The organism is Actinoplanes sp. NPDC049802 (assembly GCF_040656595.1).
In the GTDB taxonomy this organism is placed as follows: Bacteria; Actinomycetota; Actinomycetes; order Mycobacteriales; family Micromonosporaceae; genus Actinoplanes.
In genome coordinates, this window is record NZ_JBFAMR010000002.1 from 191,202 (window position 1) to 212,256 (window position 21,055).

Below are 21,055 nucleotides of genomic sequence, written 5' to 3' on the forward strand. Positions count from 1 at the left end.
GCATGAGCGTCTATCTGGCGGCGGCGGATCAGCTTCTGGAAACGGTGGTTCCGGGGGCACGGGGCACCTGGCCGCGGGCCTGCGCCTGGCTGCTGCGCCTCGAGTTGGAGTCGGTCCTGGACCGCTACTGGGCCCGGGTGCGCCCGGAGATCGGGCAGGTCCAGGCGCAGCGGCCGAAACTGCTGATGCTGGCCGCCTACGCCGGTGACGAGCCGGCCCGGCGTGCCGGATACCTGTGGTGGGCTCTGTCACGAGCCGGACACCACCACCGGTACGAACTTGGCCTTACGGTGTCGGAGTTGCTCCGTCTTCGTGCCGAACTGGCCGCGGTGACGGAGGGACTACGGGCGACGGTCACCCGAACGGGCGTTTAGCGGTTCCATGCTGCGGATTCGGGGTCGCCGAACAGGGCCGAACAACCGTATGATCCTCCAGCTTTGAGATCTAGAGGTGTGCGCATGCGTGAGTTCTCCGTACCCGAGCGATTGGGCGGCTTCGGCGCGCTCGTCGCGGTCGGGGCGGTGGTCTGGCCGACGGTCACCGCCCGTACCGGAGCGGGTCTGCCGTGTCCGTTACGGACGATGACCGGTGTGCCGTGCCCGGCGTGTGGTCTGACGACCGCCGCCGTGGCGCTGGTGCGCGGCCAGGTCGACACCGCTTTCCATGCCAACCCTCTGATCTTCGGTCTGGCGGCGTTCACCGCCGTCGCCGGCCCGCTCGTGGTGCTGCGTGCCGCGGGCGTGCTCAAACCGCCACGCTCGTGGTCGTCCGCGCGACGGCGACAGGTGGGCTGGCTCGCCGGGCTGATCGCCACGGCGAGCTGGATATTTCAACTGCACCGGCTCGGATGAGCCGACCCCTACGAAGGAAACGAATATGAGCTACCCGCCTCCGCCCCCGAACGACCCCTACGGCAACCAGGTTCCGCCGCCCCCGCCGTACGGTGGCGCACCCTACGGTGGCGCCGGTGCCTACGGCGCTCCGGCCGTCAACTACGCCAACTGGGGCCAGCGCGTCGGTGCGTACCTGATCGACAACATCATCGTGCTGCCGTTCGGCATCCTCGGCGCCACGCTGGGCCAGGACACCGAGAACGGCGTGGTCACGTACAACGCCCTCTACTGGATCTTCCAGCTGCTGTCGCTCGCCGTGTGGGGCTACAACCGCTGGTTCCAGGCCGGCAAGACCGGTCAGAGCTGGGGCCGGAAGGCGCTGGGCATCACCCTCGTCGACGCCAACGTCGGCCAGCCGATCGGCGCCGGCAAGGCGTTCCTGCGTGACCTCGCGCACTTCATCGACACCATCATCTGCTTCATCGGCTTCCTGTTCCCGCTGTGGGACGCGAAGCGGCAGACCCTCGCTGACAAGATCGTCAGCACGGTCGTCATCCGCTGAACCGACTGATGGCCTGACGGCCCGCCCGGCGCCCCGTTGCGCTGAGCGGGCCGTCTCGCTTTCACCCCTTCTCCCCCGGTACGGCCCGCGCGTCCCATCACAGACGACGCATCCACGACAGTGCTCATCGAACGAAACCTCCTCGCCCGGCGTACACGAGGACAGAAGGCACCGCAAGCGGGGAGAGATCATCGTGGCCAACGACCGGACTCTGACCATCGACCTCGCCAACCTGTGGGAGGCCGGGGCCATCGTCGAGATCTACTTCTCGTCCGGATATTACGACCACACGTCCGAAGCCGATCTGGAACATCGCCTAGGGTCCCTGCTCCGGTCTCTGTGGGCGGACTTCGAGGAGGCACGGCGACGGGTCAGTCAGGTGTATCCCGACGACAGCGAACTCTCCGATGCCGATCGCCGCTTCTTCGAGGAGCGGGATGCGCTGGTCGCCGAGGGCCGGTCCGACGACGGTCGGATCACCATCACCGCCCAGGGCATGCAGCCATGGCGTGTCCACATCGCCGAAGACACGATTCGTGCCCTGCGCGAGGCCGAGTTCTGCGCCGGTGTTCGAGTCGCCGCCAAACGACTGATCAAGGATCGGTTGGCGCAGGCTATCCAGCTGAGGGGACGAATCTACCGATGAGACGATGGTTCCTGGTCTCGGCCGGCGTCGTCGCCGTGCTGCTGGCCGGCGTTGGTGTCTGGTTCGCCCAGCGCTCTGAAGGCGACACAGCCGTTGTCGTGGCCTCCTGCCCCGACGCGGTTGCGCCTACCGACCAGGGGGCGCCGGCCGCCACCGCAAACCCGAACAAGTCCGGCATAGCTGCGCCGGACGGCGGCGACCTCAGAGTCGTGGAGTCCGGATTCACCCAGATGGACGACGGCAGGTACGTCAGCTTGGGTGCGGTCGTGGAGAACAGCAGCAACCGCGTTGCTTTCCACACCCGGGTCGGCTTCCGGCTGTCGACGGCCGAAGACGAACCCGTCCTCGTTGTCGGCGAAGGACACCGGATCGAGATTCCCATCATTCACCCCGGCCAACGCGTGGTGATCGGAACCGTCCTCGGCCTCGATCCCAAGCCGCGGTTGCGGCCTGGTGGCTCGAACCCGGTCGTCGCCGAGGCGGGCGTCGATCTCGCACAGACACGATGGGTCCCAGCGGAGGGCACCGCCTCCTATCCGACCGTCATCACGACACTTGATCCGACATATCCGCCCAGCCGCAACGCTGGAACTTTCCGGCTGCGGACCAACTCGAATGCTTGCGGCGACCTCGTCCCGCGAGGCGCGACTCTGATCTACCGAGACGGATCGGACAAGATCGTCGGCGGCTCGTTCAGCAACGATCGGCATCCGGAGCAATGCCTCAGGGGAGATCAGGAGACAACCCTCCGGCCTTTCTACGATCCGCCTCCGACCGCCGACATGAACCGCGTCGAAGCGGCGGTGTTGTGTGATGTGACCGGGGCGACGCCGAAGGTGACCGATCCGAGTCCGCCGGTCAATTAGCGGCCGGCGCAGTAGCGGGCCAGTTCGGTCTTGCTGTGGGGGTCCATCCATTCGAAGGTGCCCCGTAGGAGGTCGGCGCGCTGGTCGACGGTGGTCACGGAGGCGGTCATCTCCCCCCACGGCATGGTGATGTGCAGAAGGGTGCGGCCTATGCCGTACGGAAGGGCCGGCAGGTTGTCGCCGGTGCTGGCTCTCAGCAGAAGGCCTGCGGTGGAGATGTCCTCGACGCGGCCGGTGATCTGGATCAGCCGGCGGCCGTCGATGCTCTCGATCTGAGCGGTGCCGACGGTGGGGTGGTTGCCGGGGCGGCGGGCGGCTGTGCGGCGCTGGACCACGTCGGTGGGGGCGTCGCCGATGACTTTGAGCTGGTCGTTGCGTAGCTCGGCTTCGACCCAGGTGACGCCGGAGGCGGTGACCAGTTCCAGGATGCCGATACGGCGGACCCCGGGGCCATCGAGGCTGAGCACCGGGATCGGCGGGAGCTCGGCCAGGAACTGCGCCTGCACCTCCGCCAGTGAGACCAGAATGATGGGCTGCGTGTCGGGGCAGCGCATGGTGAGGCTGCTGCCCGCCGGAACGGTGATCATCGTCCCTCCCGGTGAATGGCCGCCCTCGAAGCGAACACTACCGGCCGGCGGAGGTGCTCATCGGTGAAAGCCGGTAGGCGGCCCCGCGACTTGGCAGGAGCCGCACGACCCGGCCTACTTGCGAAACCGAGCGGCCCGGCCGGATTGCGGAGCCGCACGACCGGCCGGGGGTTACGGAGCCGAGCAACCCGGCGGAACACGGAGCCGCACCACCGGCCGGGGGTTACGGAGCCGAGCAACCCGGCGGAACACGGAGCCGCACCACCGGCCGGGGGTTACGGAGCCGAGCAACCCGGCGGAACACGGAGCCGCACCACCGGCCGGGGGTTACGGAGCCGAGCAACCCGGCGGATCGCGGAGTTGCATGACCGGCCGGATCGCGGGTCGCTCGGGTTGGCCGGGCGGGGCGTCAGGCCTCTGGGAGGCGGATGTCGTCGACCTTGACGGTGCAGTCGCTGACGTGCAGCCCGTACCGTTCGACGGCCTCGATGACCTCGTGGCGGACGTTGGCGGTCACGTCGGAGACCACCTCGCCCGCGTTGATCACCAGGATGACGGTGATCTCTACGTCGGTGCCGTCCACCTTGGCCCAGACGCCGCGGGTGGCGTCGCCGACCTTGTCCAGGCCGATCTTGTCGAGCACCGAGTTGAAGAAGCGGGCCACGTCGCCGCCGAGTTCGGCGACGCCGGCGACCGACTTGGCCGCGGAGGCCGCGATCTTCTCGATCACCTCGCGCTCGAACTTGGTGTTGCCGCGGTAGGCGGCCACCTCGATGACCTCAGCCCCGCCGTGCTGCGGTGGCACGGCCGGGACCACGGCCGGCAGGTAGAACTCCTGCGTCCGGTCCGCGTGGAACTCGGCCTCGTCACTCATATCCGTCCCTTTGCTGTGCTCTCGGAAACCAGGCCAGAGCCTACTAGTGAATCTTGCTCATGCCCCTCATGGAGTCGTGCCAGGACACTGTCGGACCGCCGACTCCAGCACTTGCGCGGCGAGGGTGCGCAGGCGGGCCCGGAACGGTTCGCCGGCGGTGCCGAGCAGTTCGTCCTCGAGGTGGCCGGCCACGTCGCGGACGGCGGGCAACCGGCCGGCATGCCGGGCACGATAGCGTGCCTCTTGCCATAGTGTGTGAGACACAGTATCGTGATTGGCATGACAATGGATGCGACGCTCTCCGGGCACCTGCAGGAGCTGCGCCGTGGCACGGTCGTCGTCGCGAGCCTCACCGTCCTCCGCCAGCCGGGGTATGGGTACTCGCTGCTCGAGACATTGAGCGCGGCCGGTTTCGAGGTGGAGGCGAACACGCTCTACCCATTGCTGCGGCGACTGGAGACGCAGGGCCTGCTGACCAGTTCGTGGAATACCGACGAGGCACGGCCGCGCAAGTTCTACCGCACCACCGAGCAGGGCGACGCGATCGCGGCCGCGCTGCGCGACGAGTGGGTGCGGCTGGACAAGGCGATCGGCGACCTGGACCACCCCTCCGGCAACGATTCGAGGAGCAAGCAGTGACCACCCTCATCGACCGTTACGTCTTCACCGTGCTGCGCCGGGTTCCGGAGCAGCAGCGTTCCGACATCGAGCGCGAGTTGCGCACCTCCATCGAGGACGCGGTGGACGCCCGCGTCGACGGTGGCCAGCCGCGCGAGGCCGCGATCGAGCAGACGCTGCTGGAGCTCGGCGACCCGGACCGGCTGGCGGACGGTTACGCCGACCGTCCCCGCTACCTGATCGGGCCGGTCTTCTACCCGGCCTGGCAGCGGATCATCATCCTGCTGCTCTCCACCATCCTGCCGCTGGTGGTCACGATCGTGGTGGTCATCCGGATCCTGGACGACGCCTCGATCGGCGAGGTGATCGGCTCGGCCGTCAGCACGACACTCACGGCCGGCGCGCACATGGTGTTCTGGGTGACGCTGACCTTCGCCATCCTCGAGCGCACCGGGGTGGCCCGCGCGGAGCTGCGCGGCCGGTCCTGGTCGCTGGACGATCTGCCGCGTTACGAGCCGGGTCTCCAGACTCCGGCGCAGCTCGGCGCGGCTCTCGGATGGGTGGTCCTGGTGATCGCCGCCATCGTCCTGCAGCAGTTCGCGTTCACCGAGGAGCCCGTGCTGGATCCGGCGAACTGGTCCTTCTGGTGGCCGTACCTGATCGGGGTCCTGATCCTGGAGGGCGTCTACGCGGTCTGGCTGTACCGTCGCGGCACCTGGACCCACACGGTGACGATCGTGAACGCGGTGCTGGCGGCGATGTTCGCGATCCCGGTGACGTGGCTGGCCGTCAACGAGCGGTTCTTCAACCCTGAGTGGATCGCCACTCTGGACTGGGGCGCTACGGACCCGCTGGCCTGGCTGACCGGCATCACGGTCAGCATCGCGGTCGGCGGCGCCCTCTACGACATCATCGACGTGGCGATCCGTGTCGAGCGGGCCCGTCGCGGGCTGCCGACCCCGGTTCCCGGCACCGGACGGGAGTACAGCACCCCGCTGTCCTAGGTCCGCGGCGAACACCAATGTGTGTTGAGTTGCGGCGCGGAGCGCGCCGCAACTCAACACACTAAACGCCGCCCCAGACCCCGCGAGACTCCCAAAACCCCGTGTTGAGTAGCGGCGCGGAGCGCACCCCAACTCAACACACCAAACACCACCCCAAACCCCACGCGACCCCCAAACCCCGTGTTGAATAGCGGCGCGGAGCGCACCCCAACTCAACACACCAAACACCACCCCAAACCCCACGAGAGACCCCCGAACCCCGTGTTGAGTAGCGGCGCGGAGCGCACCGCAACTCAACACGCCAGGGGTTGCGGCGAGCCGGGGGTGGGATTGCCCTCAGGTCGGGGGGTGGGGTGCCGATTCTCGCGGCGCTGCCGGAGAGGCACGGCCCGCTCCAGGGCCGGGGTGATCGATCCGTCGGTCCCAGACACGGATGTTCGGGAAGGAAGCACCCCCATGATCAAGGTTTCCGAGCGTGCCGTACCGGTACGCGACGATCAGTGGAAGCCGACGAATCCGCTGTTGGACAGCGTGATCCGCAAGTACATCGACGAGGCGCGGAGCGACGCGTGCGACACCACCGGCAACTCCGCGACGATCACGGCCGGCGGGCTGGTCCTGGTGGGGTTCGGGGTGGTTCTGAGCATGGGCACCGGTGATCCGCTCCTGGCGATCGCGATCGTGGTGGTGCTGTCGCTGCTCGGGCTGGCCTACGCCGGGGTGAAGGCGCCGCCGTTGAGACTGGATCCGCTGCAGATCCTGGCGCCGCTGGGCGGTCCGGGGAACCTGCCGGCCGGGTACCTGGTGCATCCGCTGGCCTGGCGGGCCGGCATGCCGGAGTACGTGGCCGGTGTCCCGGAGCGGCGGATGCGGATCGCGGTGGCGTTGTGCCGGACGCATCCGGGTGCGGTCACCGACCTGCTGCGGCTGGTCGAGCGGGCCGAGCGGTTCGTCGCGCTGAACCAGACGGGCCGGGAGTTCACCGACGCGGGCCGGGAGGCGGAGATCATGAGGATCGCCGCCCGGACCGTCGAGGATCAGGTCAGCCGGGTTCCGGTGCCGAGTGTTTCGGGCGGCCGGAAGGGCCGCAAGAAGAAGTGAGCCGAGATCGGCCAGGACGCCTCCGGCATCGCCGGGGGCGTCCTGTTTTTCGCGCAGGTCTCCCGGCGGCACCGCCCGGTGGGCGCGCCGCTGGCCGGACCGGGCAGTGGCTGGCGGGCCGCCCGATCGGGTTCGGGTAGGCGTACCGGAAATGGTCCTGAAGGGTGATGACCGCCCGGCGAAAGTGGACGGCGGGGCGGAAAGGGCCCGTAAGGGGCTTAAGTTGATCTTCGCTGCCGGACAGAATCGGTGCGCTGGGGGAACGCCTCGCCGAGCCGATCGGGAGCGAGCGATGACGATGGGTGCCCGGACCGAGACGGTCGCGGAGCTCGACGGGACGGTTGTCGGGGGCTGGGTGCGGCGGCTGGCCGGCAACACGGCGCCGCGGCGGAACCACTGGCACACCCGGCAGATCTACTACCGGGCGGCGGAGGCGCTGTTGGATGCCGGCCCACCGGCCGAGCTGACCTGGAAGAGCATCGTGGCGCAGGCCGGGCCGCGCGGGTCGCGGAGCACGTTCTACGAGGTGGCGGGCTCGCACGCGCGACACCGGATGGTGGACGACCTGATCGGCGACGGGCGTCCCGGGGCGATCGAGATCGCGCTGCGTTACCTGCGGACCGACCCGGTGCAGCAGTTGCTCGACGAGACGAAGGTGTGGTCGTTCTGGGCGTGCCGGCAGGACGCGACGCGGCAGCTCAGCGACCTGATGCCGGTGGGTGAGATGGAGCGGGTGCTGGCCGCCGCGGTGGCCGGGTGGGCCCGGCGGCATCCGGCACTGGCCCGCGCCGCCGGCTGCACCCCGCCGGCGTGCGCGGTGGAGGACCTGACCGTCCTGCACCGGGGACGTCTGTCCGGGACGGAGGCGCTGGCACGGCTCACCGAGGTGGTTCGAACCGCCTGATCCCGGCCTGTCCGCCAGTTCTAGGTGTGCGCCCTAGACGGTATGAGAAGAGGCCGGGGATGATCAGTCATCATTTGTTCATGATCGAAGATCGCGACCGGTAGCCCCTCTCATGGAACTGACCCCGGGGCAGCAGGAGCGGATCCGGCGCCTTCTCGAGGAGGCGCTGGCCGAAGCGGCCCGTGTCGCGCTCGAACAGCACGGCGAGGCGGAGGTGGGACTGTTCGCCGCCGACCGCCGCCGCGCCCTCGAACGGTTGCTGTCCGGTCCCGCACAGGATCCGTCGGACCAGGACTGACGGCCGCTGTCCGTCAGTGAGAGGTGGGCGGACCGGAGGAGACCGTGTGAAGACCCTGTACGCGCTGCTCGTCGGCATCAACGAGTATCAGGCCGCCGGGTTGCCGAACCTGTCCGGCTGCGTCAACGACGTGGCGGCCGCCGAGGCGCACCTGTGGGCGACCCTGGCGCCGGGCACCCGGCTGGAGGCGCTGATCCTGCGCGACGGCGAGGCCACCCGGGACGCGGTGATCGCCGCCTTCCGGTCGCACCTGGGGCAGGCCGGGCCGGACGACGTGGCGCTGTTCTGGTTCAGCGGGCACGGCTCCGACGCCGAGGCCCCGGACTGGGCGGAGGGCCTCGAAGCGTCGGGCCGGGTGCAGACGCTGGTCTGCGCGGACAGCCGTGCCGACGGTGTTCCGGACCTGTGGGACAAGGAGCTGGCGCTGCTGATCGACGAGCTGGACGCCGGGCACATCACCGTGGTGCTGGACAGCTGCCACTCGTCCAGCGCCTCCCGGGACCCGGCATATCCGGTCCGGGCGGTCCCGCGCTCGGCGGCGTCCCGCCCGGACCGTTCCTTCCTGCCCGGCACGATCGAGCGGGCCGCCGCCGTGCCACCGATGCGGCACGTCGAGCTGTCCGCCAGCCGATCCGACGAGACCGCCCAGGAGCGGCCCCTGGACGGCGCCTGGCGGGGCGTCTTCAGCTGGGCGCTGATCGGGTCCCGCGAGCGGCTCGGCGCCGAAGCCACCTACCACGAGCTTCTCCAGGCGGTGCGGGCCGAACTCGCGGGCCGGTGGATCCAGCAGACTTCGGGCCTGCGGTCCAACATTGCGGCCGAGCTCGACCAGCCGTTCCTCGGCGGTGCGGTGGCCGCCCCGGGCACCGGTGTGCAGATGCGGTGGGGCCACGGCGGCTGGACGATCGACGCCGGAACGGTCCACGGGATCCCGGCCGAAAGCGGGATGCGGGTGGGCGTGCACAACGCCCCCGAGCAGGAGGCCGAGATCGTCGAGGTGCGCACCGAGGACTGTCTCGTCGAGCCGGCCGAACCGTGGCGCCCGGACCGGAACAAGCGGTTCCCGGTCGTGATGACGTCGGTGCCGCTGCCGCGCACCTCGGTCACCGTGATCGGGGCCGGCGCGGCCGACCTGACCGCCGCCATCGGCCGGTCCCGCCACCTGCGGGCGCCCGAGCCCGGCCGAAGCCCGGACGTGCGGGTCACCCTGGAGGCCGGGGGCAACCTGGTGATCACCGACCGGTACGCGGAACGGCTCGCCGAATGGGAACACACCGGTCCGGACGCGGTCGAACGGGCGGTGCGAGCGCTGGAGCACATCGCCCGGTGGCGGCTGATCTGGGGCCTGCGGAATCCGGCGCCGGGCATCACCGCGCCGGTCGGCATCGAGATCGTGGACCCGGACACCGGGCAGCCGCTGCAGACCGACGAGCACGGCGAATACGTGCTGCGCTACACGTGGGCACGGACCGGCTGGAAGGCGCCGCGGATCCGGATCCGGCTGCACAACAGCGGTGCCGTTCCGCTGTTCTGCGTGCTGCTCGACCTGACCCCACGGTTCGCGGCGACCCGGTTCCTGTTCGGGGGCGACTTCATCGGGCCCGGCGTCACCGTCTACTGCCGGGACCGCAACGACATTCTCGTGCAACTGCCGGCGGACGTCCCGGTGGAGCCCGGGGCGTTCGCGCGGGACCGGTTGAAACTCTTCGCCGCCGAACGAACCTTCCCGACCCGGCCGTACGAGTTGCCGGTGCTGCACAGGCGCCTGCCCGGCAGACGCAAAGGGCTCGGCGCGCAAGGGCTGCTCGAACGGCTCGGCGACCAGATCATGTACCGGGACATGGTCGACGCCGGGCTCGACAGCGCCTACGACTGGACCACCGCCGAAGCCGTCGTCAAGACGGTGGTGCCGTCCATCCCATGAGCGCGGCCGTCAGCCGTCGGCGCCCTCGCCGACGATCGCCAGGATCTCCGCCACCACACGGTCCACCCGGGACCGGTCGGTCAGCGCGCCGATGATCCCGCCGAGCGGGTCGGCCACGCTGTGCGGCATCTGGTCGAGCGTGCCGGTGAAGGCGCCGCCGAAGACCGTGTGCAACACCTCGCCGACCACCGTCTCGGGCTTCTCACCACGGCCGAGACGGGCGGCCATGACCCGCACGGCGTCGCCGGCCAGATCATGAAGCTCGGACTCGACCCTCGCGTCGGGGTCACCGGGGACCAGCGGTAGCACTGGTTCACCGTACGGGTCGACGGCAATCGTGACCACAGGTGGACGCTTGGCTCCGAGCGGTCGTTCCACGAAGGACTGGAACCAGGCCGGGCGGACCCGCATCGCGGCCAGGACGGTGTCGATCTCGCGCTGGACCGTGGCCGGGTCGCTGCCCTGCCAGTCGCCGGTGTGCGCGCCGCGGCTCTGCGCCCACGACTCGACCGGCCACAGCCGGTCGCCGGCCGTGCCGCTCACCCCGACCCAGACCAGCATGTCGGTGGCCAGCGCCATCAGCCAGCGGTCGCGGCCCAGACCGTCGGCCAGCCATCCCGGCAGCCGCGGCCGTTGCAGGGCGCCGCGTTCACCCCGGCGGCGGCGGTGCGCGTTGACGGTCGCCGCACCGAGCCGGGCCGTCACCCACGCCTCCAGATGCCGGATCGGCCGGCGGGCGTGCGTGAGCAGGTCGTCGACGACCGCCTCGACGTCGTCGTGGAAGCGGTCCAGGCACTCGTCGGCCAGTCTGGTCAGCCCGGAGGCGCAGACGGCATGACCGCGCTGCCGCTCGAACCGGCGGGTCACCCGGGCGAACACGATCGGCCACACCAGCTCGTAGGCGGCGCCCGCCAGCGCGGTCCGCTCCAGGCCGTCGTCCGACGCCGCGGCGGCCAGCGTGCCGGCCGCGGCCAGCTCCCGAAGACGGCGCAAGGTGACCGGTTCCGATCGGGTGACCGGGCCGTACGAGATGACCACCGAGGGCTCCTTCCGACGGTTGAAGCTTGCTCTGATCGCCCTCCCACGGGGAGTCCCCCGGCCCCGGTCGGTCCGTCCGCGGGCCGATTCCGCACGATCAGAGGCGGCTTGTCGGGTGGACAGTCGATTCGTTCCGGCTAAGTGCATCACACGACACAAAGGACGGACATCCATCGGCGCGGCGCCACGTCAGCCGCGGCCGCCACGTTCGCGGAGGACGGCGGTCAGGCGGTGGCCGGCGCGCACACCCGGGTCGGCCTCGTCCACGATGGCCGCCACTCGGCGCATCACGCGTACCGCCTCGGGGGGTGCGGACCTCGCCGAGGCCGCCTCGACCAGGGCGTCCGCGGCCTCGGCGAGGTCGCGGCGGGATCGGCGGGCGCCGGCCGCACGGGCGCGCAGGCACAGCCCGGTGGCGAGCATGAGCTGATCGGTACGGTTCGCGGCGCCCGCGTCGACGACCGCGGTGGCCAGTGCGACCACGTCGTCCACCAGGCCGGGCGCCGGGCTGGGGTCGCGCAGCAGCCGGTACAGGGCCGGGAAGAGGTCGCCGCCGCCGGTGATCCGTTCCCGCAACTCGCGGCGCAGGGCAGCGGTGTCGTCCCCGGGACCGGAGGCGGCCCGCGGCGCGGGACCAGAAGAGGGACGCGGCGCGGGACCGGAAGAGGGACGCGGCGCAGGACCGGAAGAGGGACGCGGCGCGGGACGGGAGGCGGGACGCGGCGTGGGAGCCGGGCCGGGGGCGGGGGCGGGACGCGGGTTGCGGCGCGGCCGGGGCACGGCCGCCGGGTCGGTGGACTGCATGAGCGGCACCGGACGGTCCAGCGGATCCTGGTCGGCGAGGGTGTCGGCGCCGTAGAAGGCCCCGGCGGTGCCCACCGGCACGACCGTGTACAGCGCCGACTGCTCCTGATGGATCTGCTGGAAGACCTTCATGGCCTCCATCAGCCGGTTGATCGCCTCCACACCGGACGTGCCCGGCCGGGTCGTCACGATGATCCGCAGCGCGCCGGCCATCCGGATCAGGGTGCGGGACACCTCGCGTGTCTCCCGGGGCATGCCGTGCTCGTCGCGTACCTGCTCGAAACACTCGATCGCCCGGTCCACGTCGGCGGCCGCGCTCGCCGGCATCCCCCTGCTCGTGAGGCTCGCCATCGCCCCCGGCTGCTGGAGCAGCGCCGTGACGGTGCTCATGTGCAGCTGGCCCAGGGTGAGCCGCAGCGTTCCGCCGAGCACCGGTGACAGGTTCGGCGCGCCCAGGCCCTCCTCGATCAGCCGGAGGCCCAGGTCACGGTCCTCGACGGGGCCGGCGTGCGCCAGGTGACGGGAGCCGTGCAGCCAGCCGCGTACGCCGGCCAGGTTACGGCGCATCGGGTCGGCGGCGCCGAAGTAGCCGTACGCCTCGTCGATCGCCGTGATGGCCTGGTCGAGCAGCGGCAGCGAGTCGGGTTTGCCCGGCCCGGCCCGCCAGTACGCGTCACTGAGCAGTTGCGTCAGGTCGAGCAGCGGCCGGGCGCGGGCGGCGCCGGTGAGCCGTTTCAGCCGGGCCCGCAGCGCGTCGATCTCGGACAATCGCCGGTCTCCTTTCAGCGGCCGCCGTGCAGGAAACCGGCCCAGCCGGTGACGTCGGCCGGGTCGCCGTCGTCGAGCTGCGCGCTCAGCCGGGCGGGCATCGACTCGGGCGCCTCGCGGTCCGGGTCGAGCATCCACAGCTGGGCGCGGTGCAGCGCCTCCCAGACCGGCAGCCGGCCGGTCATCAGATGGTGATGGAACATGAACATCAACAGCGAGGTGCTGCTGTCCGGAATCGTCCACTGGGTCGACAGCACCGACCGGGCGCCGCCGGCCAGGAAGGCGGTCCCCAGGCTGTACGCCTCGTCGTAGTCGCGGGACGCCATCCCGGAACTGCACGCGGCCAGCACGACCAGGCCGACGGCACGGTCCGGGACGGCGGTCATCAGCTTCACCAGGTCCTCGGCGGCCAGCCGCTCCCCGGCCAGCATCAGGTAGGAGCCGCCCGCCGCGTCGGCGACGCCGTGACAGGCCAGGTGCAGCATGGTTCCGGCGGCACGGCCGGTGCTGGTCAGCCAGTCGCGTACCTCCTTCGGGGTGCCCGCGCCGGACGGGCTGACGGCGCCGTCGTCGCCGGGCAGCCGGCCCAGGTACCGGGCTCCCCGGTAGATGACGTCGTGGATCGCCGACGCCTCGTCGCGGGCGCCGTGCAGGGCGACCGCCTCGGTGCCGGTCTCCGGGTCGGCGACGATCAGGCCGAGCCGGGACGGCGGCACCGGCGGCAGGGCGGCGCTGCGCAGCAGCATCCGCGCCGACGCGGCCTGGGAGAACGCCACCGAGCGGATGGCCGGCTCGCCGCCCGCGCGGCAGGCCGCCTGCCACGGGATGAGGGCCAGCTCCCCCATCGGCACGAGCGCCATCCGCGGCACCCGGCCGGTGGGCACGTGCGCCCAGGACGGCAGCAGCCGCTCGATGACCGGCCCCATCGCGGCCCGCCACGCCCAGTCGCGGACCACGTCCAACTGGTCGGTCAGGTCGTCGTCGAGCACGACCATGTCGCGTTGGCCGCCGCGGCCCACGGCGGCGCTGTCCCGGCTGCTGGCGGCGGCCAGGTAGGCGTCCACCTCGGGGCTCTCCCCCGGTTTCAGGCCGGGCAGGCCGAGGTAGGACAGTGTGCCCTCGGCCGGCACCGTGAGGGCCATCCCCGGCCACAGCCGGGACCCCGGCACCAGGTAGACCAGGGCGTCCAGATCCAGCTCGAACAGCGCGTCGCGGATCTCGTCGATCTCCGGCGGGTCGAACAGGGCGCCGCCCGGTGCGGCGCGGGCCAGCACGCCGAGCACCCGGCGGCGCAGGGTCTGTGGCGGCCCGTCGCCGTCGATCGCGCGCTGCCAGTCGGCGGCCAGGCCGGGATCGCCGGCGTCCCGCAGCCGTTCGGGCACCGACCGCATCTCGGTCGCCGCGTACAGGGCCAGGCCGCGGCCCGCGTCCAGAGCGCGAACCGCCCCGGCGATGTCGTTGACACGCAGGCACTCCCGGGCGGCGGAGACTGCCGCGTCCCCGGCCTCCTTCGCGACGGCCGCGGCGCCTGCCGCGTCCGGCTGCATCAGAACCCGCCAGACATGGGTACGCAGGGAGGCGACCGCGTCCAGGTAGGAGTCCTGGACGGCGCCCAGCCGCTGGCGGACCTGGGCGAGCCCGTCGTGGACGATCTCCCAGCCCCGGTCCTGCGGTCCGCTCAGCAGGCCCTGCGCCTCGACCAGCAGCTCTTCGGCCTCCGGCAGGCCGGTGATGTCGGCGGTGACCTCGGCGCGCCGGGCCAGGGCGCCGGCCAGCCCGGTCAGGTGCAGGATCCGCAGCTGCGGGTCGGTGGTGCTCGCGGCGAGGGCGGCCCGCAGACGCTCGACCGCCTCGTCGAGGTCGGCGACGGTGGCGTCCTCGTCGGAGAGCAGCCGGGCCGCCTCGACCGCCAGGCCGAGCGCGGGACCGCCGCCGTGGTCGCCCGGCGCGAACGCCGAGAGGTCACCGCCGGTGGCCTGGCGCATCTGGTCCACCGCCGACTCGATCAGCGTGGTGGCCGGCGAGTCCGGCATCAGGGCGGCGACCTCACGCAGCCGGGCCAGCTTGCCGTCGAGGTCGTTGTGCGGGTCGTTCATCAGGTCCTGGGTGATCTGGACGGCCTCGGCGAGGGCGGTGACCGAGGGCGGGCCGTTCTCGGCGAGTTTCCGGAACCGTTCCCACGCCTCGTTCTGCATCGGGTCGTCGCCCTGGGTCACCGCGTGGTACATCGAGACGGCGAGGCGGGCCCGCTCCATCTGGATCCGGCCGGTCCGGTCGTCGCCGTCGATGACGGCCGCCAGTTCGTCGAACTCCTCCAGCGCGGCCGCGCTCTCCGGCAGGTCGTATCTCAGGGCGGCCATGGCGAGCAGGGTGGCCCGGCCCAGCGCCCGGGTTCGCGGCCACGAGCCGTCCGGCGGATCGCCGTCACCGATCGTGATCAGCGCCTCCAGGTGGGCCCGGTCGCCGAGGATCTGGCTCTCCTCGTCGGCCACGAACCGGCCGATCAGGCCCGCGGCGAGAACCCCGCGGAACGGCCCGTCCACCGGGACCGCGCACAGCGCCCGGACCGCGTCGGCGACCGGGACGTGCCCGGTCAGCGCGGCGGCGATCGTCGCGTACCGTTCCGCGTTCTCATCCATTCCCGGCCCCTTCCCGCACCGGTGTCTGACGGACAGCGTCGTCCTGTCCGTCAGACACCGGTGAGATCACCCACCCGGAAAGGTGACAATGGAGCCCCGGTTCGTCACGTTGCTGCTCGACACCTCCGACTCGATGCGGACCACCGAGACCGGTGGGGTGCCGGCCATCACGGCGCTGAACCGGCAGCTCGCCACCTGGCTGCCGGCCGTCCGGGCGGAAGGGTCCGGCGCGCTGCGCGGCGTCGAGTTCGCGGTCGTCACCTACGGGATGGGCGGGGTCCTGGTGGTCTCCGGCGACGGCACCCCGTCGGCCGCGTTCGTCCCGGCCGCCCGGCTGGAGATCCCCGAGCTGACCGCGGGCGGCGCCACCCCGATGGTGGCCGCCATCGATCTGGCGCTGCACCTGCTGGAGGACCGGCGGGCGCTCGTCGCGGGGCCGTCCTCGTCGCGGATCATCCTGGTCGGCGACGGCGCCCCCACCGACTTCGAGGGCAACCCGAGCGACGGGTGGCGGCCGCTGGCGCAGCGGCTCGCCCGGGCCCGGGAGGACCGGCGCACCCAGATCTTCGCGTTCGGCCTGCCCGGCGCGGACGACACCGTGATGCGTGCGCTGGCCACCGACGACGGCTACTTCGAACTGCCCGGCCTCGACATGGCCCGGCTCCTCTCCGCGGTGCTCGTGGCCGGCGCGGAGAGCGACTTCAGCGAGGTGCGCCGCTTCCTCTCCACGGCGACCTGAAACCCACTTCGCTTCGTACGCGGAAGCGCTGACTCTGCTGGTGGGTGGATGAAACGGTCTGGCCGGGCATGTCAGCCACGATGGCCGGCCGAGGTCAGTGGCGTGACGGCCACGAAGCCGGTCCCCGATCGGTGAGTTCGCCGGCCGAGTCGTAGGTGTCCGGGAAACCCGACACCCGCAACGGGTGTCGGCACACCCGCACCGGGTGTCGGATTCTCACCGCACACGTCGCTGCGGACGCCGGCCCGGGACCTCCGGGCGACACCGCACCAACCGACGTCCACGTCAACCGGCCCGTCTCCCCCGAGCCGGGCCGGCCCGGTCCGCGCAACGCCCGCGGGGTTCGGCGGGCACGTCATCCGCGGCGCCACCGGACCGGACCGGCTGACCACCGGACCGGCTGACCCACGAATAGGCCGGCAGGGTCAGAGTTGACCCTGCCGGCCAAATCACTCGCCCCCGCCCGCGCCGGCCGGGTGGGCGCGCACAGCGCACCGACCGTGTGCCCGGACCACCGCCATGACACACGTGAGTGACCACGCAAAGCCTTACGTGCGCGCCGGCCGGCCGCGGGGAGGCGCGGGGCTGGTCCTGCCGGCCACCGGGATCAGCCCGGCGGGCGCGGCACGGGCCGGAGCGGGCAGCTGGATCGCGCCGAACGGGCAAAACTGTCCTGACTTACTGGGACAAAGGCGCCCGTACCATGGGATTGGGGTTTTAGCCGGTCTCGGTGAGAGGGCGCCAGATCGTGGCGGTGATGTCGGTGATGACGGCGGTGGCCCGGTCGACGGCCGAGAGGACCGCGGGCGACGTGCCGAACCAGACCGCCAGGGCGACGATGACCAGCAGGATCGTGAGCCGGGACAGCCGGTGCACGGCCGGCAGCCGGGTGCGCGGGTCAGCCAAGGTCTCCCCATCCTCTCCCGAGCACCCAGCGCAGCACCGACACCGGGCCGTCCGGGTCGGTGTCGCGGCCGGAGACCAGGAAGAACCGCACCTGGCCGAAGTCACGTTCGGCGGTCAGCACGAGATTCTCCAGGCCGTGCGCGCACAGCCACTCGCGGACCGCGGCGCTGTCGGTGGCCGGTGCGGTCAGCGGCAGGCGGCGCAGCAGGTCGGCTTTGGTGACCACGAACGCGAGCCGGTTCCGGCTGGTGCGGACGCCGTATTCCTGCAGGCGCTGAGCGGTGGCGTTGTAGGCGTCGCCGGGGTCGTGCAGGGCCGCGTTGGCGTCGGCGAACACGCTCGCCGAGGCGGCGCCGTGCTCGTCGCGGATACGCCGGATGGAGAACGGGTCGAGCACGAAGGTGAGCGTCTCGGCGGTGTCCAGGTAGGAGAGGCCGGCGTTCTGTTCCCGGTCGGTGAGGGTCTCGCCGGCGGCGTCGAACAGGTGCAGGAGGGTGGTGTTCAGGCGCTGTTCGATGCGGACGGTGACGGCGACCGGCGCGGTGGTGTCGGTCTTCGGCGCCGGGGCGGACCGGGAGATCAGGTCGGTGTAGACGGCGTACGCGACCCGGCCCCGGTTGTCCGGCATGGTGAGCACGACCTTGGACCGCTCGGCCGCGCGGTGCAGCCCGACCAGCGCCGCCATGATGAACTGGGTCTTGCCGGCCGACGCCGCGCCGAAGACCGGTGCCCGCACGTCGCGGATCCGGCCGGCCCCGTCGAACAGCGTCTCCCCGCAGCTGGGGCAGCAGGTCTCCAGATGCCGGCTGTGCGCGGCCCGCAGCACCATGGTGGGCAGCCGCAGCCCGCACGCGCAGCGCCGCCACAGCACGCCGAGCCGGCCGGGCCGCAGGTCGCGGTGCAGGTCGTCGCCGGAGGAGCGCTGGGCCGGGCCGTGCGGGCCCCGGCAGCGGTAGGCGGGCACGGCGGCGGTGGCGAAGCAGGCGGTGCAACTGGCCCGGGATCGCCACGTCAGCCGCCATCCGGCGTCCACACCGCGCAGCAGGTAGACCAGCGGCAGCCCGCCGAGCCAGGCGGTCAGGGTGATCGCGGCGATCACCAGCAGGCAGGCGGGCAGCGCGACGAGGGCCCCGGCCGTTCCGGCGGCCAGGACGGTCAGCACCGGCAGCACCACGATCGGCCACCAGTAGCCGCCGCAGTCGTTGACGGACAGCCAGCGGATCCCGGACCGCCACGCGCCGGAGGCCCAGGTCCAGGCACGCCCTGCCGTGGCGTTCGCGTCGAGGGCGGCCTGTGCCGCGAAGTACTGCGGCCAGGCCGGGTCCCGGCGGACGAACTCGCGGGCGACCCGGCCGGGCAGGCCGTGGCGGGCGGCGTCCGGGGTGAGCAGGCCCGCCCCGGACGGGCCGGCGAGCACCAGACCGGCCGCCACCAGGACCGCCCCGGCCCCGGCGACCACACTCACGCCGGCCAGCACCAGGCTCACCGGGACGGTGACGAACAGCAGGCAGGCCAGCGCTCCGGCGTAGTAGATGGCGAAACCGATGACGCGCATCAGGATCTGCCCCCGCCGAACGGGTGGGTGATGCGGTACCGCTTGCGGCGGCCGGCCAGCCGCTCCACCCGGTTGTCCCAGGCCTCCGTCCACTTGCGGCCCAGCACGTCGGCCACCTGCCGGCCGGCCTCCGCCACGTGCCGGTCGGGCGCCCAGGTCAGCCAGTGGTCGACGGCTTTGCCGAGCGCCGCCTTGCGGTTCTTGTCGTCGCGCAGCCGGTTGCCCTCCAACTGGAAGGCCATCACCGCGAGCGCCGCGCGGGTGCTGGTGCGCAGGGTGTCGGCGAGGTCGTTGAGGTACGGGTCGAGCAGCTCCGGATGGCGGTCGAACACCCGGTCACCGGATCGGAAGACGGGCAGGTCGAGCAGGGCCGCACGGATCCGGTCGGAACGGGCCCGGACCAGTTTCGGCGGGCTCTCGGCGATGTCGGTGAGCAGGCCGGACACCCGGTCGCCGGGGGCGCCGGGCAGCCGGTCGAGCGCGCCGGTGAGGGTCTCGTCGGCGGCCAGGGTCGTCTCCAGCGCGCGGTTCGGCGCGATCAGGCCGCGGCGGCGCAGGTCGTGGCAGAGCCGCAGCTGGCGGGCGGTCGCCGGGCCGGGGCCGGCGACCGGCTCGGTCACCGCCCGGAACACCCGGTCGATCGGGGGCGTGCCGGGTGGGGCGTTCTCGGCGATCAGCCTGATCTCGTCGGGGTACGGGGTGGTCTGGCTGAACAGGTCGGTCACGCGGCGCGCGTACCGGTCGGGGTCGTCGAGCACCGTGGACAGCTCGTCGCGCAGCAGCCCGGTACGGTCGTCGCCGGCGCGGACGGCGGCGCCGAGGGCCGCGGCGCGCAGCTCGCGCGGCAGCTTGGACCGGTGGCGCAGCAGCCAGGGTCCCCACATGTCGCCGATGAGGGCGGGTTCCGGGCCGCCGCGAGCGGCCCGGGCCCGCAGCGCCGCGATCACCAGGTCTTCGGTTTCGGCGCCGTGCGGCCATTCGGCGGGGCGCAGCAGCCGCGGGTCGCGGGACAGGTGCCGGGCCAGTTCGGCGGAGGCCTCGCCGAGGTGGGCCGGGTGCACGGCGGCCCGGTAGCGGTGGGCGACCCGCAGCAGCGCCTCGATGGCGTGCCCGGACCGGCCGGGCGCTTGAAGGGCCTCCAGGAGCAGGGCGAGCGCCTGGTCGTCGCGGTCGGGTCCCCATTCGCCGGCGGGCAGCGGGGCGGGCGGTTCGGAGGTGACCGGGCCGCCGGTGACCGCCTCCTCGATGTCCTTGAGGAGCAGGGCGATCCGCACCTCGGCGGCTTTGCCGGGCAGCAGGCCGTCGCTGCCGACCTCGTCGAGCAGCCGCAGCACGTCGCGTGACCAGCGTTCCGGCATCTCGGCGAACAGGTCGGTGAGGTCGGCGCCGTACGCGTCCCGCAGCCGCCGGGGCCCGCGCCGCAGCCAGCCGACGATCGTCTCGGCGTGTTCGGCGGGCGGTTCGGCGTGCAGGATGGCGGCCCGTCCGAGGGCCGCGGCGGCCGCGTCGTCGTCGATGCCGGACTCACCGGCCACGTCGAGGGCGTCGACGGCGTCGCGCGGGTCGCCGTCGAGGAACAGCCGCACCCAGCGTTCGGCGCTGTCCGACACGCCGACCGGGCTGTGCCGGTGGGTGGTGAGGTCGAAGACGAGGTAGCCGAGCTGGTTGTCGACGTGGGTGGCGGGCCCGGCGAAGTCGGGGTGCACGGCGACGACCGGGGCCGGTGACCGGGCCGGATCGTTCGAGTAGACCTTGAAGCCGAGTTCCAGGGCCCGCGACCGGGGCACGAGGAGGGTGCCGGCCACCAGCCACTCGACGATGTCGCCGACGTCGTCGCCGAGGAACAGCACCCGGCCGTCGCTGCCGGCCCGTTCCAGGGCGGAGACCAGGGCGAACAGCATGGCGGCGCCGTTGCGCCGGGACAGGACGAACTTGCGGGCCCGGGCCGGGGTGTACGGCACGTCCTCCGGGCTGACGGTGACCGGCGCGGACCGGGAGCCGGGCGCCGGGGTGGTGGTCCAGAACGAGGCGCCGTACAGCTGGGCCGGGCGCAGGCCGCGGTACGCCTCCGGCCCGGTCGCGACGATGGCGTGGGTGAGCTGGTTGCCCTCGCGGACCCCGTTGGCCTCCCGTCCCAGGTAGACGCCGGACGCGGTGGCCAGGTAGCCGGACGCGCTGAGGTGCCCGAAGGAGGGCGGGTACTCCCCGGCCGGGCGGCGGTCGGCCATCCAGCGGGCCGGCGGCTCGTACAGCAGGCGGTCCTTGACCAGGGTCTGGGCCGGTGCGGCGGCGTCGCTGGAGCGGGCCTGGAACTGCAGGCCGGCGCCGCCGGTGAGGCCCTCCCCGGGGCGGCAGTCGGTGTAGACCAGCGTCTCGAATCGGTCCATGC

Annotated in this window: 21 protein-coding genes; 12 read left to right on the plus strand and 9 right to left on the minus strand. The window is 72.2% G+C overall.

Features of this window, described 5'->3' with window-relative positions; all coding sequences use genetic code 11:
* Positions 1–2 precede the first annotated feature (2 nt).
* From AB0I88_RS02285 to AB0I88_RS02305, 5 genes are all read left to right on the plus strand, one after another.
* Positions 3–374, plus strand: a complete 372-nt coding sequence (locus tag AB0I88_RS02285; RefSeq protein WP_361017388.1) for a hypothetical protein — start codon at positions 3–5, stop codon at positions 372–374.
* An 84-nt stretch (positions 375–458) separates the two neighbouring features.
* Complete coding sequence (locus AB0I88_RS02290; RefSeq protein ID WP_361017390.1) at positions 459–851, plus strand: DUF2752 domain-containing protein; 393 nt, start codon at positions 459–461, stop codon at positions 849–851.
* A 25-nt stretch (positions 852–876) separates the two neighbouring features.
* Complete coding sequence (locus AB0I88_RS02295) at positions 877–1,395, plus strand: RDD family protein (RefSeq protein ID WP_361017392.1); 519 nt, start codon at positions 877–879, stop codon at positions 1,393–1,395.
* A 193-nt stretch (positions 1,396–1,588) separates the two neighbouring features.
* Positions 1,589–2,041, plus strand: coding sequence for a hypothetical protein (locus AB0I88_RS02300; RefSeq protein WP_361017394.1), 453 nt, complete (start codon positions 1,589–1,591; stop codon positions 2,039–2,041).
* Positions 2,038–2,907, plus strand: a complete 870-nt coding sequence (locus AB0I88_RS02305) for a hypothetical protein (RefSeq protein ID WP_361017396.1) — start codon at positions 2,038–2,040, stop codon at positions 2,905–2,907. Before AB0I88_RS02300 ends, AB0I88_RS02305 begins: the two co-directional genes overlap by 4 nt.
* Here AB0I88_RS02305 and AB0I88_RS02310 read toward each other — a convergent pair.
* From AB0I88_RS02310 to AB0I88_RS02320, 3 genes are all read right to left on the minus strand, one after another.
* The gene (locus AB0I88_RS02310) at positions 2,904–3,494 is read right to left on the minus strand and encodes a hypothetical protein (protein ID WP_361017398.1); all 591 of its coding nucleotides are present in this window, start codon (positions 3,492–3,494) and stop codon (positions 2,904–2,906) included. The genes AB0I88_RS02305 and AB0I88_RS02310 overlap by 4 nt on opposite strands.
* 409 nt (positions 3,495–3,903) lie before the next feature.
* Complete coding sequence (locus AB0I88_RS02315; protein WP_361017400.1) at positions 3,904–4,368, minus strand: Asp23/Gls24 family envelope stress response protein; 465 nt, start codon at positions 4,366–4,368, stop codon at positions 3,904–3,906.
* Between the two features lie 66 nt (positions 4,369–4,434).
* Positions 4,435–4,578 (minus strand): hypothetical protein, encoded by a 144-nt coding sequence (locus AB0I88_RS02320; protein WP_361017402.1) that lies wholly within the window; start codon positions 4,576–4,578, stop codon positions 4,435–4,437.
* Positions 4,579–4,647: 69 nt separating this feature from the next.
* Between AB0I88_RS02320 and AB0I88_RS02325 the strand changes: the two genes are divergently transcribed.
* From AB0I88_RS02325 to AB0I88_RS02350, 6 genes are all read left to right on the plus strand, one after another.
* Positions 4,648–5,007 carry a PadR family transcriptional regulator gene (locus tag AB0I88_RS02325; protein WP_361017404.1) on the plus strand — a complete coding sequence of 120 codons (360 nt, stop codon included), beginning with the start codon at positions 4,648–4,650 and terminating at the stop codon, positions 5,005–5,007.
* Entirely contained in the window at positions 5,004–5,990 is a 987-nt protein-coding gene (locus AB0I88_RS02330; protein ID WP_361017406.1) for a permease prefix domain 1-containing protein, read from the plus strand. The genes AB0I88_RS02325 and AB0I88_RS02330 overlap by 4 nt, the downstream gene beginning before the upstream one ends.
* A gap of 456 nt (positions 5,991–6,446) precedes the next feature.
* Positions 6,447–7,091, plus strand: coding sequence for a hypothetical protein (locus tag AB0I88_RS02335; RefSeq protein WP_361017408.1), 645 nt, complete (start codon positions 6,447–6,449; stop codon positions 7,089–7,091).
* A 292-nt stretch (positions 7,092–7,383) separates the two neighbouring features.
* Positions 7,384–7,995 (plus strand): hypothetical protein, encoded by a 612-nt coding sequence (locus AB0I88_RS02340; RefSeq protein WP_361017410.1) that lies wholly within the window; start codon positions 7,384–7,386, stop codon positions 7,993–7,995.
* A 112-nt stretch (positions 7,996–8,107) separates the two neighbouring features.
* Positions 8,108–8,293 (plus strand): hypothetical protein, encoded by a 186-nt coding sequence (locus AB0I88_RS02345; protein WP_361017412.1) that lies wholly within the window; start codon positions 8,108–8,110, stop codon positions 8,291–8,293.
* A gap of 46 nt (positions 8,294–8,339) precedes the next feature.
* Positions 8,340–10,217, plus strand: coding sequence for a caspase family protein (locus AB0I88_RS02350; RefSeq protein ID WP_361017414.1), 1,878 nt, complete (start codon positions 8,340–8,342; stop codon positions 10,215–10,217).
* Between the two features lie 9 nt (positions 10,218–10,226).
* Here AB0I88_RS02350 and AB0I88_RS02355 read toward each other — a convergent pair whose 3' ends face one another.
* The 3 genes from AB0I88_RS02355 to AB0I88_RS02365 form a co-directional block, all read right to left on the minus strand.
* Positions 10,227–11,255 (minus strand): hypothetical protein, encoded by a 1,029-nt coding sequence (locus tag AB0I88_RS02355; RefSeq protein ID WP_361017416.1) that lies wholly within the window; start codon positions 11,253–11,255, stop codon positions 10,227–10,229.
* Between the two features lie 189 nt (positions 11,256–11,444).
* The gene (locus tag AB0I88_RS02360) at positions 11,445–12,827 is read right to left on the minus strand and encodes a hypothetical protein (RefSeq protein ID WP_361017418.1); all 1,383 of its coding nucleotides are present in this window, start codon (positions 12,825–12,827) and stop codon (positions 11,445–11,447) included.
* A 14-nt stretch (positions 12,828–12,841) separates the two neighbouring features.
* Positions 12,842–15,466 carry a CHAT domain-containing protein gene (locus AB0I88_RS02365; RefSeq protein ID WP_361017420.1) on the minus strand — a complete coding sequence of 875 codons (2,625 nt, stop codon included), beginning with the start codon at positions 15,464–15,466 and terminating at the stop codon, positions 12,842–12,844.
* A gap of 88 nt (positions 15,467–15,554) precedes the next feature.
* Here AB0I88_RS02365 and AB0I88_RS02370 point away from each other — a divergent pair, with 88 nt between their 5' ends.
* Positions 15,555–16,205 (plus strand): VWA domain-containing protein, encoded by a 651-nt coding sequence (locus tag AB0I88_RS02370; RefSeq protein ID WP_361017422.1) that lies wholly within the window; start codon positions 15,555–15,557, stop codon positions 16,203–16,205.
* Positions 16,206–16,922: 717 nt separating this feature from the next.
* Here the strand turns inward: AB0I88_RS02370 and AB0I88_RS02375 are convergent.
* From AB0I88_RS02375 to AB0I88_RS02385, 3 genes are read right to left on the minus strand one after another with little or no spacing between them, the layout of a single operon-like run.
* Positions 16,923–17,111, minus strand: a complete 189-nt coding sequence (locus AB0I88_RS02375) for a hypothetical protein (protein ID WP_361017424.1) — start codon at positions 17,109–17,111, stop codon at positions 16,923–16,925.
* Positions 17,104–18,666, minus strand: a complete 1,563-nt coding sequence (locus AB0I88_RS02380) for a hypothetical protein (protein WP_361017426.1) — start codon at positions 18,664–18,666, stop codon at positions 17,104–17,106. Before AB0I88_RS02380 ends, AB0I88_RS02375 begins: the two co-directional genes overlap by 8 nt.
* A complete protein-coding gene (locus AB0I88_RS02385) occupies positions 18,666–21,053 on the minus strand; it encodes a GTPase-associated protein 1-related protein (RefSeq protein ID WP_361017428.1) in 2,388 nt (795 codons plus the stop codon). Before AB0I88_RS02385 ends, AB0I88_RS02380 begins: the two co-directional genes overlap by 1 nt.
* Positions 21,054–21,055 lie beyond the last annotated feature (2 nt).

Coding starts and splice junctions, on each gene's coding strand:
- AB0I88_RS02290 (WP_361017390.1), top strand. CDS start 459: ATGCGTGAGTTCTCCGTACCCGAGCGATTGGGCGGCTTCGGCGCGCTC.
- AB0I88_RS02365 (WP_361017420.1), bottom strand. CDS start 15,466: ATGGATGAGAACGCGGAACGGTACGCGACGATCGCCGCCGCGCTGACC.
- AB0I88_RS02335 (WP_361017408.1), top strand. CDS start 6,447: ATGATCAAGGTTTCCGAGCGTGCCGTACCGGTACGCGACGATCAGTGG.
- AB0I88_RS02295 (WP_361017392.1), top strand. CDS start 877: ATGAGCTACCCGCCTCCGCCCCCGAACGACCCCTACGGCAACCAGGTT.
- AB0I88_RS02310 (WP_361017398.1), bottom strand. CDS start 3,494: ATGATCACCGTTCCGGCGGGCAGCAGCCTCACCATGCGCTGCCCCGAC.
- AB0I88_RS02315 (WP_361017400.1), bottom strand. CDS start 4,368: ATGAGTGACGAGGCCGAGTTCCACGCGGACCGGACGCAGGAGTTCTAC.
- AB0I88_RS02370 (WP_361017422.1), top strand. CDS start 15,555: ATGGAGCCCCGGTTCGTCACGTTGCTGCTCGACACCTCCGACTCGATG.
- AB0I88_RS02380 (WP_361017426.1), bottom strand. CDS start 18,666: ATGCGCGTCATCGGTTTCGCCATCTACTACGCCGGAGCGCTGGCCTGC.
- AB0I88_RS02345 (WP_361017412.1), top strand. CDS start 8,108: ATGGAACTGACCCCGGGGCAGCAGGAGCGGATCCGGCGCCTTCTCGAG.
- AB0I88_RS02340 (WP_361017410.1), top strand. CDS start 7,384: ATGACGATGGGTGCCCGGACCGAGACGGTCGCGGAGCTCGACGGGACG.
- AB0I88_RS02325 (WP_361017404.1), top strand. CDS start 4,648: ATGACAATGGATGCGACGCTCTCCGGGCACCTGCAGGAGCTGCGCCGT.
- AB0I88_RS02385 (WP_361017428.1), bottom strand. CDS start 21,053: ATGGACCGATTCGAGACGCTGGTCTACACCGACTGCCGCCCCGGGGAG.
- AB0I88_RS02285 (WP_361017388.1), top strand. CDS start 3: ATGAGCGTCTATCTGGCGGCGGCGGATCAGCTTCTGGAAACGGTGGTT.
- AB0I88_RS02305 (WP_361017396.1), top strand. CDS start 2,038: ATGAGACGATGGTTCCTGGTCTCGGCCGGCGTCGTCGCCGTGCTGCTG.